This window comes from Rhodovulum tesquicola (assembly GCF_024128855.1).
GTDB lineage: Bacteria > Pseudomonadota > Alphaproteobacteria > Rhodobacterales > Rhodobacteraceae > Rhodovulum > Rhodovulum tesquicola.
The window spans coordinates 17,302-31,029 of the sequence record NZ_JAMYDV010000011.1; the positions used below are offsets into that span (position 1 = coordinate 17,302).

The 13,728-nt window shown below is 67.5% G+C and carries 16 protein-coding genes; 6 read left to right on the top strand and 10 right to left on the bottom strand.

Going from position 1 to position 13,728, the window contains the following annotated elements:
* Window positions 1-36 precede the first annotated feature (36 nt).
* Window positions 37-741 carry a purine-nucleoside phosphorylase gene (gene deoD / locus NHN26_RS10860; protein ID WP_253089499.1) on the top strand — a complete coding sequence of 235 codons (705 nt, stop codon included), beginning with the start codon at window positions 37-39 and terminating at the stop codon, window positions 739-741.
* Between the two features lie 60 nt (window positions 742-801).
* Here deoD and NHN26_RS10865 read toward each other — a convergent pair whose 3' ends face one another.
* Window positions 802-1,644, bottom strand: coding sequence for an urea carboxylase-associated family protein (locus NHN26_RS10865; protein WP_253089500.1), 843 nt, complete (start codon window positions 1,642-1,644; stop codon window positions 802-804).
* Window positions 1,645-1,718: 74 nt separating this feature from the next.
* Here NHN26_RS10865 and NHN26_RS10870 point away from each other — a divergent pair, with 74 nt between their 5' ends.
* Entirely contained in the window at window positions 1,719-2,153 is a 435-nt protein-coding gene (locus NHN26_RS10870) for a hypothetical protein (protein WP_253089501.1), read from the top strand.
* An 11-nt stretch (window positions 2,154-2,164) separates the two neighbouring features.
* Here the strand turns inward: NHN26_RS10870 and NHN26_RS10875 are convergent, their stop codons facing one another.
* The 8 genes from NHN26_RS10875 to NHN26_RS10910 all read right to left on the bottom strand — a co-directional run bounded on the left by NHN26_RS10875 (window position 2,165) and on the right by NHN26_RS10910 (window position 8,381).
* On the bottom strand, window positions 2,165-2,944 hold the full coding sequence (locus NHN26_RS10875; protein ID WP_253089502.1) for a succinate dehydrogenase iron-sulfur subunit: 780 nt from the start codon (window positions 2,942-2,944) through the stop codon (window positions 2,165-2,167).
* A gap of 10 nt (window positions 2,945-2,954) precedes the next feature.
* A complete protein-coding gene (gene sdhA / locus NHN26_RS10880) occupies window positions 2,955-4,760 on the bottom strand; it encodes a succinate dehydrogenase flavoprotein subunit (protein WP_253089503.1) in 1,806 nt (601 codons plus the stop codon).
* Window positions 4,761-4,778: 18 nt separating this feature from the next.
* Window positions 4,779-5,150, bottom strand: coding sequence for a succinate dehydrogenase, hydrophobic membrane anchor protein (gene sdhD / locus NHN26_RS10885; protein WP_253089504.1), 372 nt, complete (start codon window positions 5,148-5,150; stop codon window positions 4,779-4,781).
* A gap of 11 nt (window positions 5,151-5,161) precedes the next feature.
* On the bottom strand, window positions 5,162-5,545 hold the full coding sequence (sdhC, locus tag NHN26_RS10890; protein ID WP_253089505.1) for a succinate dehydrogenase, cytochrome b556 subunit: 384 nt from the start codon (window positions 5,543-5,545) through the stop codon (window positions 5,162-5,164).
* A 167-nt stretch (window positions 5,546-5,712) separates the two neighbouring features.
* Window positions 5,713-6,747, bottom strand: coding sequence for a MaoC family dehydratase (locus NHN26_RS10895; protein ID WP_253089506.1), 1,035 nt, complete (start codon window positions 6,745-6,747; stop codon window positions 5,713-5,715).
* A gap of 4 nt (window positions 6,748-6,751) precedes the next feature.
* Window positions 6,752-6,955, bottom strand: a complete 204-nt coding sequence (locus NHN26_RS10900) for a DUF1737 domain-containing protein (RefSeq protein WP_253089507.1) — start codon at window positions 6,953-6,955, stop codon at window positions 6,752-6,754.
* Window positions 6,955-7,524 carry an NnrU family protein gene (locus tag NHN26_RS10905; RefSeq protein ID WP_253089508.1) on the bottom strand — a complete coding sequence of 190 codons (570 nt, stop codon included), beginning with the start codon at window positions 7,522-7,524 and terminating at the stop codon, window positions 6,955-6,957. Before NHN26_RS10905 ends, NHN26_RS10900 begins: the two co-directional genes overlap by 1 nt.
* Window positions 7,521-8,381, bottom strand: a complete 861-nt coding sequence (locus NHN26_RS10910; RefSeq protein WP_253089509.1) for an HpcH/HpaI aldolase/citrate lyase family protein — start codon at window positions 8,379-8,381, stop codon at window positions 7,521-7,523. Before NHN26_RS10910 ends, NHN26_RS10905 begins: the two co-directional genes overlap by 4 nt.
* Before the next feature lie 188 nt (window positions 8,382-8,569).
* On the opposite strand from NHN26_RS10910, the gene NHN26_RS10915 reads away from it, so the two are divergent.
* Both NHN26_RS10915 and mdh read left to right on the top strand, forming a co-directional pair.
* Window positions 8,570-8,890 (top strand): hypothetical protein, encoded by a 321-nt coding sequence (locus NHN26_RS10915; protein ID WP_253089510.1) that lies wholly within the window; start codon window positions 8,570-8,572, stop codon window positions 8,888-8,890.
* A gap of 235 nt (window positions 8,891-9,125) precedes the next feature.
* On the top strand, window positions 9,126-10,088 hold the full coding sequence (mdh, locus tag NHN26_RS10920; protein ID WP_253089511.1) for a malate dehydrogenase: 963 nt from the start codon (window positions 9,126-9,128) through the stop codon (window positions 10,086-10,088).
* Window positions 10,089-10,128: 40 nt separating this feature from the next.
* Here the strand turns inward: mdh and NHN26_RS10925 are convergent, their stop codons facing one another.
* Entirely contained in the window at window positions 10,129-11,337 is a 1,209-nt protein-coding gene (locus tag NHN26_RS10925; protein WP_253089512.1) for a phosphatase PAP2 family protein, read from the bottom strand.
* Between the two features lie 294 nt (window positions 11,338-11,631).
* Here NHN26_RS10925 and sucC point away from each other — a divergent pair, with 294 nt between their 5' ends.
* Window positions 11,632-12,825: an ADP-forming succinate--CoA ligase subunit beta gene (sucC, locus tag NHN26_RS10930; protein ID WP_253089513.1), complete on the top strand. Its 1,194-nt coding sequence runs from the start codon at window positions 11,632-11,634 to the stop codon at window positions 12,823-12,825.
* A 5-nt stretch (window positions 12,826-12,830) separates the two neighbouring features.
* On the top strand, window positions 12,831-13,715 hold the full coding sequence (gene sucD, locus NHN26_RS10935) for a succinate--CoA ligase subunit alpha (RefSeq protein ID WP_253089514.1): 885 nt from the start codon (window positions 12,831-12,833) through the stop codon (window positions 13,713-13,715).
* Window positions 13,716-13,728 lie beyond the last annotated feature (13 nt).

The following is a 13,728-nucleotide window of genomic DNA, read 5'->3' on the forward strand; positions in this document are numbered from 1 at the left end:
CCCGCGCTAGCCTGCGCCGACCGGAACGGAGGCCCCATGACCATTCATATCGGCGCGAAACCCGGCGAGATCGCCGAGACCGTGCTGCTGCCCGGCGATCCGATGCGCGCGCAATGGGCGGCCGAGACCTTTCTGAGCGATCCGGTCTGCATCAATCGCGTGCGCGGCATGCTGGGCTTTACCGGTTTCTGGCGCGGCAACCGCGTGACGATCCATGGCAGCGGCATGGGCATGCCCTCGCTGTCGATCTATGCCAACGAACTGATCCGCGATTACGGCGCGAAGACGCTGATCCGCATCGGCTCGGCCGGGGCGATGCAGCCGCATGTGGGCTTGCGCGACATCGTGCTGGCGATGACGGCCTCGACGCTGTCGACGCCCTCGCGCGGCATCTTTCGCGAGTTGAACTATGCCCCCTGCGCCGATTTCAGCCTGCTCTCCGCCGCGCATGCCGCCGCCACCGCCCGCGGCATCGCGGCCCATGTGGGCGGCATCTATTCGTCGGACGTGTTCTACGATGAACGCCCCGACCTGAACGACCAGATGACCCGCCACGGGGTTCTGGCGGTCGAGATGGAGGCCGCCGAGCTTTATATCCTGGCCGCCCGGCATGGGGCACGGGCGCTGGCGGTGCTGACCGTTTCAGACCATCTGCCGACCGGCGCCGCCCTGCCGCCCGAGGCCCGCGAGCAGGGTTTCGCGGACATGGTCGAGATTGCGCTGGAGGCCGCCTTCGCCTGAGCGCAGCGCCTGTTGAGACCGCGCGACATGGGTATTTTTGCCAAGAAGAAACCCCCAGGGTCACAGTCCGTGACTGCGGTCATAGGGGGCGGGGGCGGGCGAGCGCCGGCCCTCCAGCGTGCCGGGGGCGGGGGCGAGGATCTCGACCAGAAGCGGGTGGCAGGTGGCCGTCATGGGGCTGTTCGTGCCGCAATCGCCCCAGGGGCAGGCCGAGAGCGCGCCCAGAAGGTCGATCTCGGCGAAGAACTCGACATGATCGCCCGCGCGCGCGGGGCTGGCCTTGGTGAAATAGCGTTGGCTGTCGCGGGTGAATCCCGTGCACATGAACAGGTTCAGCACGTCATGGACATGCGGCTCGGCCGCATCCGGGGACAGGCCGGTTTCGGCGGCCAGCGCGCGGACCAGGTTGGAATGGCAATGGTGGTGATACTGCCCGCCGGTCAGCAGCGCGCCCGTATAGGGATCGCAGCGCGTGCCGATCACGTCATGCACCCCCGCCCCATCGGCATCGACCCCGTACCAGCCCAGGCTGTCGGCGATGATCGTCGCCATCGGCCGCAGGAAGGGCAGGCAGGACCACAGCCGGTCGCCCACGCCCAGATGCGTGCCATGCAGCGCCCGGGTCTTGCCCGAATAGAACCGTTCGGACAGATCGTCCGCCGCCCACAGGTTCAGATCGCCCACCTGCGACCCTTCGGGGCAGGAGATCCGCAGGACCTGCCCTGCCGCCACCCGGAAACAGCGCGCCGCGCGCGGGGGCACCAGCAATTCGGCGGTCTTTGCTGCGCCGTCGCGCGCGCGGGCGTAAAGCGCCAGATCGGGCGCGGGCAGCGTGTCGGGCGGGTAGCAGATCACCGGGGGCGCGGCGCGGCGGGCGGCGGCGTCGGGGGGCGTTTCGGGCATCGGTCCTCCGGGGCAAGGCTTGACAGGGCGCGGTCGCGCCGACACCCTTTTCCTAACACCGGAGGAGCGCGGCCATGAAGACCCTGCTTGCCTGCTGCCTGATCGCATTGGCCGGTCCCGCCTGCGCGCAGGACTGGGGCGATCTGGACAGCGCCCTGATCCGCGACCTGGCCCCCGGCGGCGAGAGCCTCGGCAGCTACTGGATGCCCAACCATGCCGATCCGGCAGAGGCGACCCGCGCGCTGGCGGTGCTCTATGCCCATATCCCCGGCTCGGCCAGCGGCTTCACGATCCATGCCGGGCTTTATGCCCGCGATGCGGAGGGGTTCCGCTATGCCGGGCCGGTCTCGGGGCTTTTCGGCACCGAGCCGCGCGAGCCGGTCTTCCATGCCGAGAGGATGGAACTGACCACCTCGATGCCCGGCCCGGACGATCCGCGTTGCTGCCCCAGCCGCGCGCAGCGCTGGTCGATCGACTATGCGACGCTGGCGGCGACGGCGCTGGACTGAGGCGCGTCGCCTCAGATCGCGCGCTCGACCATCATCTTCTTGATCTCGGCAATCGCCTTGGCCGGGTTCAGGCCCTTGGGGCAGGTCTTGGTGCAGTTCATGATCGTGTGGCAACGATAGAGCTTGAACGGATCCTCCAGCTGGTCCAGCCGCTCGCCGGTCGCCTCGTCACGCGAGTCGATGATCCAGCGATAGGCATGCAGCAGCGCGGCCGGTCCCAGATACTTGTCGCCGTTCCACCAGTAGGACGGGCAGGCCGTCGAGCAGCTGGCGCACATGATGCACTCGTAAAGCCCGTCCAGCTTCCTGCGATCCGCGGGCGACTGGCGCCATTCCTTGACCGGCTCGTTGGTCTCGGTCTCCAGCCAGGGCATGATCGAGGCGTGCTGGGCGTAGAAATGGGTCAGGTCCGGGACCAGATCCTTGACCACCGGCATGTGCGGCAGCGGGTAGATCTTCACCACGCCCTTGATCTCGTCCATGCCGTAGGTGCAGGCCAGCGTGTTGATCCCGTCGATATTCATGGCACAAGAGCCGCAGATCCCCTCGCGGCAGGAGCGGCGGAAGGTCAGCGTCGGGTCGATCTCGTTCTTGATCTTGATCAGCGCGTCCAGGACCATCGGCCCGCAGGTGTCGAGATCGACGAAATAGGTATCCACCCGCGGGTTTTCCCCGGTGTCGGGGTCCCAGCGGTAGATGCGGAACTCGCGCAGATTGGTGGCCCCCGCCGGTTTCGGCCAGGTCTTGCCGCTGCGGATCACCGAGTTCTTGGGGAGCGTCAGTTCAACCATATCCGTCTCCTCAATAGACCCGCGCCTTGGGCGCGATCTTCTTCGGGTCGATGCCGCCCTCGTCGAGGGTGGTCAGCGGCTCCAGCTTGACCGGGCGGTAGGCCAGGCGCACCCTGGGGCCGTCGACCCAGGCCAGCGAATGCTTGCGCCAGTTGGTGTCGTCGCGGTCGGGGTAGTCCTCGTGGGCATGTGCGCCGCGGCTTTCCTTGCGCGCCTCGGCGGCGACCACGGTGGCCAGCGCGTTGGGCATCAGGTTGGTCAGTTCCAGCGTCTCCATCAGGTCCGAGTTCCAGATCAGCGACCGGTCGGTGACCTTGATGTCGTCCATCTTGCCCGCGACGGCGGCCATCTTCTGGCAGCCCTCGGCCAGCGTCCTGTCGGTGCGGAAGACCGCGGCATCGGCCTGCATGGTCTTCTGCATCTCCAGCCGCAATTCGGCGGTTGTCAGGTTGCCCCTGGCATGGCGCAGCCCGTCGAAGCGGGAGAGCGCCGCGTCGATCGAGGCCCCGTTCGGGCTGGGCACCGCCGTGTTCGGATCGACCACGTCCCTGGCCCGGATCGCGGCGGCGCGGCCGAACACCACAAGGTCGATCAGCGAGTTGGAGCCCAGCCGGTTCGCACCGTGCACGCTGGCACAGCCCGCCTCGCCCACCGCCATCAGGCCGGGCGCGATGTTGTCGGGATTGTCCGCGGTCGGGTTCAGCACCTCGCCCCAATAGTTCGTGGGGATGCCGCCCATATTGTAATGCACGGTCGGCAGAACCGGGATCGGCTCGCGCGTCACGTCGACACCGGCAAAGATCTTGGCGCTTTCGGAAATGCCGGGCAGGCGTTCGGCCAGAACCTCGGGCGGCAGGTGGGACAGGTTCAGGTGGATATGGTCCTTGTTCGGCCCGACGCCCCGGCCCTCGCGGATCTCGATGGTCATGCAGCGGCTGACCACGTCGCGCGAGGCGAGATCCTTGTAGGTCGGCGCATAGCGTTCCATGAACCGCTCGCCTTCCGAGTTCGTCAGATAGCCGCCCTCGCCGCGCGCGCCCTCGGTGATGAGACAGCCCGCGCCATAGATGCCGGTGGGGTGGAACTGCACGAATTCCATGTCCTGAAGCGGCAGCCCCGCGCGCGCCACCATGCCGCCGCCATCGCCGGTGCAGGTATGGGCCGAGGTCGCGCTGAAATAGGCCCGGCCATAGCCCCCCGTCGCCAGCACCACCATCTTGGCGGCAAAGACATGGATCGTGCCGTCGTCGAGCTTCCACGCCACCACGCCCTGGCATTGCCCGTCCTCGGACATGATCAGGTCGATGGCGAAATACTCGATGAAGAATTCCGCCTTCTGTTTCAGGCTCTGGCCATAGAGCGTGTGCAGGATGGCATGCCCCGTGCGGTCGGCGGCCGCACAGGTGCGCTGCACCGGCGGGCCTTCGCCGAACTCGGTGGTGTGGCCACCGAAGGGGCGCTGGTAGATGCGGCCCTTCTCGGTGCGGGAAAACGGCACGCCGTAATGTTCCAACTCGTAGACCGCCTTGGGCGCCTCGCGCGCGAGGTATTCCATGGCGTCCGTATCGCCCAGCCAGTCCGACCCCTTGACCGTGTCATACATGTGCCACTGCCAATGGTCCGGGCCCATGTTGCCAAGGCTGGCCGCGATGCCGCCCTGGGCCGCCACCGTGTGCGAGCGGGTCGGAAAGACCTTGGTGATGCAGGCCGTCCGCAGGCCCTGTTCGGCCATGCCCAGCGTCGCGCGCAGCCCCGCGCCACCGGCGCCGACCACCACAACGTCGTATTCATGCGTCTCGTATTCGTAAGCGGCCATCTTGGTCCCTCGAAGAACTTACAGCGCGATGCGGATGACCGCGTAAAGACCGGCCGCCATGGCCGTGTAGCTGACGCAGATCATCGCGATCAGCAGTATCGTGCGGCGGATGCCGCGGGTGTAATCCTCGATGGCCGTCTGCGCGCCCTTGCGGAAATGGTAGATCCCCACCCACAAGGTCAACAGCGCCACCAGCGCCGGAAACGGGCGCGAGAAGGTGGCGACCACCTCTTCATGGCTGCCGCCCAGCGTGCGGCCGAAGACCAGAACGAAGGCCGGGATCAGCCCCGCCAGCGCCACGCCGGTCACGATCAGGATCCAGTGATGTTCGGTCCCGCTCTTGGCGGCGCCAAGGCCCAGCGCGCGCTTGCGGTCGGTCAGATAACGCATGGCTTCCCCCCTCAGACGACCAGCACGGTCAGCAGCGTCAGCACCGCCGAGCCGCCGATCACCGCCCAGCCCAGCGCCTCGGCCGTCTTCAGCTCCAGCCCGCGGCCGGTATCCCACAGCAGATGCCGCAGGCCCGCCAGCGTGTGATACCACAGCGCCCAGAGCGACAGGGTCAGCACCAGATCGCCGAACCACGAGGTCAGCACCCAATCGGCGCGGGCAAAGGCCTCGGGGCCCTTGGCGGCGGCCAGGAACCACCACACGATCAGGATCACCGCCACGATCAGCGCATTCCCCGTGACCCGGGTCAGGATCGAGGTGACAGAGGTGATCTGCGGGCGATAGACCTGAAGATGCGGCGAAAGCGGCCTGTTACCGCGGTTGAAGTCAGCCATGGCGTGCCTCTTGTCTGGGCGCAGCTATCGCCCGATCTGATAACGGTTTCTGCGCCCTTGTCACGGCTTGCGCCGCGCTTCGGGCGTGATTTTTCGTCCGCCGGACGAAAAAACCGGGTTTTGTGATCACGCCAACGCGGCATGTGATCACAACCCGGCGGACCGCCTTACATCGGGGTCAACGCCCAGTAGTCGAGGTCCAGCAACACATCGCCCAGATATTTCCCGTCCTCGCCGCGCAGCGCGCCCGGCACCGCCCCCGGCTTGACCGCCACCAGCCGCAGCCGCAGCGCGCCGACGCCGGGCGCGGCCGTCTCGGCCTTGTCCAGCACCTCGGACCAGGCCGCGACCGTATCGCCCGCGAAACAGGGATTGGCATGCGCGCCCGCGTTCAGCCCGACGATCATCTGTGCATTCGCCAGCCCGTTGAAGGACAGCGTGCGCGCCAGGCTGATGACATGGCCGCCATAGATCAGCCGCCGGCCATCCTCGCGCAGGGTGGCGTCGAAATGCACCTTGGAGGTGTTCTGCCACAGCCGCGTGGCCAGCATGTGCTCGGCCTCCTCGACCGTCACGCGGTCGACATGGTCGATCACCTCGCCCACCGCGTAATCGCCCCAGCGATGCGGCTCGCCCGCCAGCGTGAAATCGTAGCGCGTGAAATCCAGCCCCTCGGGCAGCACCAGATCCCGCGGCGCCACGCTGTCGGCCAGCGCGGGCACCACCGTTTCGGGCGCGGGGGCTGTGGCATCGCGCTTGCGCACCATCACCCAGCGCACATAGTCCATGACCAGTTCGCCGCGCTGGTTCAGCCCCCGCGTGCGCACCCAGACGACACCCGATTTGCCGTTCGAGTTCTCCTTGAGCCCGATCACCTCGGATTCGGAGCGCAGCGTGTCGCCGGGCCAGACCGGCCGGTGCCAGCGCCCCTCGGCATAGCCCAGATTGGCGATGGCGTTCAGGCTGATATCCGGCACGGTCTTGCCGAACACGGTATGGAACGCGATCAGGTCGTCCATCGGCGCGCCGGGCAGCCCGCAGGATTGCGCGAAGGCATCCGAGGAACAGACCGCGTGCCGCGCGGGATAAAGCGCGTGGTAAAGCGCCCGCTCGCCGCCCGACAGGGTGCGCGGCACCGCATGCGCGATCACCTGCCCGACATGGTAATCCTCGAAGAAACGCCCCGGGTTGGTCTTCACCATGACCTCACAACTCTCCCAGCTTGAGATCCGGGGCGTAAAGCCCCGGCACATCCTTCACCACCGCCTGCGCACAGCGCATCCTTCCGCTCGCCGGGTCATGCGCATAGGCGGGCGAGCCGTAAAGTTCCCACCCTTTGGCCAGCGCCTCGGTGACCTTGTGGCAGAAGGCGGCGGTATCCTCGTCGGTCAGCAGGCGATAGGCGCGCATCAGGCCGCGCCCGGCGCCGGCAGGGGCCAGACGCCCAGCCACATGTGAACGCCAAGGATCACCAGGTAGAGCACCACGGAAATCACCCCCAGCTTGATGTCCCCCGCCAGGCTGCCGCCACGCCAGGTCGTGACCGGCTCCCTTGCGTTGATCAGCAGCACTTCGACAATCGCCCAGACCAGCAACCCGCCGAACAGCACGATGGACGCCAGATCGCCATTCACCAGCAGATGCGCCACCGCCCAGGTGGCAAAGCCATAAAGCATCGGGTGGCGGAACAACTGCCGCGCCCGGCTCTTGGAATTGCCGAGGCCAAAGAACACCACCGCCAGCAGCATCAGCGTGTTGTTGGCATGCACCATGAACCCGGGCGTCTGGTAGATCTCGGGCGCGGTGTTGCCGCGATAGCCGATCACCATCAGCACCACCGACAGGACCAGCGGCACCGCAAAGAACGCCTTGGACGCCGCGCCGAAACGCTGGTCCAGCGCCGCACGCGGGCCGGGGAACAGCCGCTTGAACAGATGGGCAAAGCTCCAGAGCAGAACGCCGAGGATGATAAGGGTCATGTCACAGCCTCCAGTTGCGCGATCGCCGCCGCCTTGGCGAGCGTTTGTCGTGCCGTGACGATATGCAGATTCTCGACGATGCGGCCATCCACAACGGCGATCCCCAGCCCGTTGCGCCGCGCCTCGTCGAAGGCGGCGATATGGCGGCGCGACAGTTCGATCTCGGCCATGGTCGGCGCAAAGACCGCATTGGCCGCGGCGATCTGTCCGGGGTGGATCAGGCTCTTGCCGTCAAAGCCCAGGTCGCGGCCCTGCGCGCATTCCGCGCGCAGACCCTCCTCGTCCTGAAAGGCGTTGTAGACCCCGTCGATGGCGACGATCCCATGCGCACGCGCCGCCAGCAGGCATTGGCTGAGGCTGGTGACCAGCGGCAGGCGGTCGGCGCGCGGGCGGCAGCGCAATTCCTTGATCAGGTCATTGGTGCCCATCACGAAGCCGCCGACCCGAGGATGGGCGGCCAGCGCATCCGCGTTCAGCACGCCGCGCGGCGTTTCCATCATCGCCCAGAGTTCCACCCCGTGGATCGCATCGCCCAGCGCATCCAGTTGCGCCGTGGTCTCGACCTTGGGCAGCAGCATCGCCTGCGCGCCGGTCCCGCGCATCGCGGTCACGTCATCGGCGCCCCATTCGGTATCCAGCCCGTTCACCCGCACGATCAGGAAGCGCGGCCCGAAGCCGCCCTCGCGCAGCGCCGCGGCCAGCAGGTCGCGCGCGGCGCGCTTTTCCTCGGGGGCGACGGCATCCTCCAGATCGAAGATGATCGCATCGGCGGGCAGCGTCCGGGCCTTGTCCAGCGCCCGCGCCTTCGAGGCCGGAATATAGAGAACGGAACGGAACGGGCGGGCACGCGGGTCCATTGATTCTCCCCTTGGGTCATTTTGTTGCGCCAATCACCATAGGCGGGACATAATCCGCAACCCCTTTCATGCCGCATCGCAGAAAAATCTTGCGCTGCGATGCAGAGCAGCGCGCGCTGCCCTCAGGCTTTGTTGCGCATTCCCCTTCAGGCTCGGCGCTGACAGCCACCCCGAACGGAGCCTTGCCCATGACCCGCCCCCTCGCGCTTGCCGCGCTTCTGCTCGCCCTGCCCCTCCCGCTTCAGGCCCAGGCTCAGGCCCAGGCCGAAAATGCCCGCCAATGCGCCCCGCGCGAGGCGCTGGTCGCGCTTCTGGCCGACCGCTACGGCGAGTCGCGCCAGGCCCTGGGGCTGGCCGCCAACAACGCGGTGGTCGAGATCTTCGCCAATCCCGAAACCGGCAGCTGGACGATCACCGGCACCCTGCCCTCGGGCGTGACCTGCCTGATCGCCAGCGGCGAGGCCTGGCAGGCGCTGGCCGAAAGCCTGATCCGGGGCGAAGGCGCCTGAGCCCCAGAATCAGCGCGCGGCCCCGTCCGGGGGCCGCGCCCCCCGCCGGACAGCCCCGGCACGCCGCCGCGCGCCCCGCCCTGCAGCGCACCGGCCCCGCCCGCAACGCCTTGGCGCAGCACCCTTTCCCCCATCCGCCCCCTGCCCGCCCGGTGCGCCGCGCCGCGGCGGCCTTGCGCGATGGACGGCAAAGGCTTACCCATCGCGCCGAAACCAACAGACGGGGAACAGACACATGGCCAGACCCAAGATCGCATTGATCGGTGCGGGGCAGATCGGGGGCACGCTCGCCCATCTCGCCGCGATCAAGGAACTGGGCGACGTCGTGCTTTTCGATATCGCCGAGGGCGTGCCGCAGGGCAAGGCGCTCGACATCGCCGAATCCGGCCCCTCCGAAGGGTTCGATGCGCGGCTCAAGGGCACCAATGACTATGCCGATATCGCAGGCGCCGATGTCTGCATCGTCACCGCGGGCGTGCCGCGCAAGCCGGGGATGAGCCGGGACGACCTGCTGGGGATCAACCTCAAGGTGATGAAAGCCGTGGGCGAGGGCATCCGCGACAACGCCCCCGACGCCTTCGTGATCTGCATCACCAACCCGCTGGACGCGATGGTCTGGGCGCTGCGCGAATATTCCGGCCTGCCGCACGAAATGGTCGTGGGCATGGCCGGCGTTCTGGACAGCGCGCGCTTCCGCCATTTCCTCAGCCTCGAATTCGACGTCAGCATGAAGGATGTCACCGCCTTCGTGCTGGGCGGCCACGGCGACACGATGGTGCCGCTGGTGCGCTATTCCACCGTCGGCGGCGTGCCGCTGCCCGATCTGGTGGACATGGGCTGGACCACGAAAGAGAAACTGGACGCGATCGTGCAGCGCACCCGCGACGGCGGCGCCGAGATCGTCGGCCTGCTCAAGACCGGCTCGGCCTATTACGCCCCCGCCACCTCCGCCATCGAGATGGCCGAGGCCTATCTGAAGGACCAGAAGCGCCTGCTGCCCTGCGCGGCCTGGGTCAATGGCGCCTATGGGCTCAAGGGGATGTATGTCGGCGTGCCCACCATCATCGGCGCGGACGGCATCGAGCGGATCGTGGACATCCGGCTGGACAAGGCCGAGCAGGAGATGTTCGACAACTCGGTCGCCGCGGTGCGCGGGCTGGTCGAGGCCTGCCAGGGTATCGACCCCACGCTGGCCTGATCCCGGGCATATCCGGGCCGGTCCCGCGCGGTCCGGCCCGTCAGAACCGATAGGCCAGCCCGATATTCAGCGCGTTGGTGATCACCTCGGTTTCCAGCGCGCCGCCGCCCGTCAGATCCGCGTCGATCCGCGACCAGGTGCCCTTGTATTCGCCGAACAGCGCGGTCCGGTCGGTCAGCCGCCATGTCGCCCCGAAGATCACCGCCACGCTCGGGCCGACCAACTGGTATTCCTGCGTGACCGGCGCACCGGGGCCGGTCCGCACCTCGACATGGGGGATGACCACGCCCGCGCTGGCGCCTGCATAGGGTGTCCAGGCACGGGACGGATCGGGCCATCGCCGGATGATGCCCGCGGTCAGGTTGTTCAGACCGTCGGTGAATTCCAGCATTTCGAAGCCCGACGCCGCCAGCGTTTCGTCATCGGCATAAATCTTGGTGTGGTTGAAATCCAGCGTGTAGCCGAAGGTCTCGCTCCGCCACCAGACCCCGCGCAGGCCCCAATGCGGCGGCATGTCGAAGGGTCTGCCCTCCCAGCCCGCCGTGAAGTCGAAATCGCCCGCGCCCGCCGGATCCGATCCGCGCACATTGCTATGCGGCGCCGACTGGTGGCCGGTATAAACCCAAAGCTCCATCTCGGCCTTCGTCGCGCTGCCCGTCGCCGCGGCAAGGGCCGACAGGGCGAGGATGGCACCGCGACGGCGCCAGCGCCGCGCCCGTCGGCGCACACCGCGCAAGACAGGCGTCACCGCCCGGAGCCACAGCCCGCGAAACGCCCGGTCGAACGCCCCGAGCTTCAGCACGGCCACCGCATAGCCCAGAACGGCCCCCGCCAGCGTCTGCCAGATCGTGTGCTTGCCCGCGTCGATGCGCGATCCGCCGACGAACCCGGCCGACAGCACCGCCAGCGCCTGCGCGCCCGGGCTGTCGCGCAGGCAGCCCATGACCAGGGCGGTCGCGCCGAAACTCGCCGCCGCGGTGTGGCCCGACGGGAATCCATGCCCGCCGCCACTCGGCCGCTGGTTGATCGGCGCATCGCCCAGGCCGAATTTCGGCCCCTTGATCGCCGACTCTAGCAGCAGGTATCGCCCCGTATAGCGCACGCCATCGCCCTGCGCGATGGCACAGGCCAGCCCGGCAAGCGGCAGGACGACCTGCAGCCGGTCACCGATCAGCTGCGCCTGCCGGTCGGACAGCACCACGACTAGCGAAACGATGGCAAGCATGCCAAGCAAGGCCAGGTGGCGCATCAGACAGGACATCCCGGCAACCCGCTCCGGACCGCGCATGCGGACGATTTGCGCCTGTATCGCTTCGGCATGTAACGTTTTTGCAAGGCGGCCGAACGTCCGCACCGTTTCGGGCGACAGGATGCCGGCCGACGGGGCGGCGGAATCCCGGAGGCTTTGTGATCACGCTTTTCTCGGGTGTGATCACAAAGGTCGAAAACATCGCGGAATCCCGCCGGTCCCGGCCGAAAACCATTTCGTCGCACCCTGTTCCGTGCTTAGAGATCCGGAAATCGACAAGCATGGGACAGCGTGATGAACATCCACGAATATCAGGCCAAGGCCCTGTTGCGCAGCTATGGCGCGCCGGTGTCCAAGGGCCATGTCGTCACCCGCGCCGAAGAGGCCAAGACCATCGCGGGCGAGGTTGACGGCCCGCTCTGGGTGGTCAAGGCGCAGATCCACGCGGGCGGCCGCGGCAAGGGCCATTTCCTCGAACCCGAGGCCGGCGAAAAGGGCGGCGTCCGGCTGGCCCGCTCGGTCGGAGAGGCCGCGGAAGAGGCCCGCAAGATGCTGGGCCGCACGCTGGTCACCCACCAGACCGGCCCCGCGGGCAAGCAGGTCAGCCGCGTCTATATCGAGGCGGGTTCGGACATCGCGCGCGAGCTTTATCTCGCCATGCTGATCGACCGGCAATCCTCGCGCATCGCCTTCGTCTGCTCGACCGAGGGTGGCATGGATATCGAGGAGGTGGCCGCCAGGACCCCCGACCGCATCCTGTCCTTCACCATCGACCCCGTGACCGGCTACCAGCCCTGGCATGGCCGCCGCGTCGCCTTTGCCCTCGGCCTCGAAGGCAAGCAGATCCGGCAATGCTCGACGCTGCTGGGCCAGCTTTACAAGCTGTTCCTCGAACGCGACTGCGAGATGATCGAGATCAACCCCCTGATCGTCACCGATACCGGCGACCTGAAATGCCTCGACGCCAAGTTCGCCTTCGATTCCAACGCGCTCTACCGGCAGGAGGACGTCCTGTCGCTGCGCGACGAGACCGAGGAAGACCCCAAGGAACTCGCCGCCTCGAAATATGACCTGAACTACATCGCGCTCGATGGCGAGATCGGCTGCATGGTCAATGGCGCGGGGCTGGCGATGGCGACCATGGACATCATCAAGCTCTACGGCGCGGAGCCCGCCAATTTCCTCGACGTGGGCGGCGGCGCGACCAAGGAGAAGGTGACCGAGGCGTTCAAGATCATCACCTCCGACCCGAACGTGAAGGGGATCCTCGTCAACATCTTCGGCGGCATCATGCGCTGCGACGTGATCGCCGAAGGCGTGGTCGAAGCCGTCCGCGAGGTCGGCCTGAAGGTGCCGCTGGTGGTCCGGCTCGAAGGCACGAATGTCGAGAAGGGCAAGGCGATCCTCAACGGCTCGGGCCTCGACGTGATCGCGGCGGACGACCTGTCGGACGCGGCGGAGAAGATTGTCAAAGCGGTGAAGGGGTAAGGCGAATGGCCGTTCTCGTCGACGAAAACACCAAGGTCATCTGCCAGGGCTTCACCGGCTCCCAGGGCACCTTCCACTCCGAACAGGCGATCGCCTATGGCACGAAAATGGTCGGCGGCGTGACGCCCGGAAAGGGCGGGCAGAAGCATCTCGACCTGCCGGTCTTCGATTCCTGCCACGAGGCGGTGGCGAAGACCGGGGCGAATGCCACGGTGATCTATGTCCCGCCGCCCTTTGCGGCCGACTCGATCCTCGAAGCCATCGACGCCAGGATCCCGCTGATCGTCTGCATCACCGAAGGCATCCCGGTGCTGGACATGATGACGGTCAAGCGCGCGCTCGAAGGGTCGGATTCAGTGCTGATCGGCCCCAACTGCCCCGGCGTCATCACGCCCGAGGCCTGCAAGATCGGCATCATGCCCGGCCATATCCACCGCCGCGGCAGCGTGGGCGTGGTCTCCCGCTCGGGCACGCTGACCTATGAGGCGGTCAAGCAGACCACCGATGTGGGCCTCGGCCAGTCCACCTGCGTCGGCATCGGCGGCGACCCGATCAAGGGGACCGAGCATATCGACGTCCTCGAATGGTTCCTCGCCGATGACGAAACGCAAGCGATCATCATGATCGGCGAGATCGGCGGCTCGGCCGAGGAGGAAGCCGCCCAGTTCCTGCGCGACGAGGCCAGACGCGGCCGCAGGAAACCCACCGCGGGCTTCATCGCGGGCCGCACCGCACCGCCCGGCCGCCGCATGGGGCACGCGGGCGCCATCGTCGCCGGCGGCAAGGGCGGCGCCGAGGACAAGATCGAGGCGATGAAAGCCGCCGGGATCGTGGTGGCCGACAGCCCGGCACGCCTCGGCGAGGCCGTGCTGACAGCCATCAAGGCATAACCCCAGAGGGGCG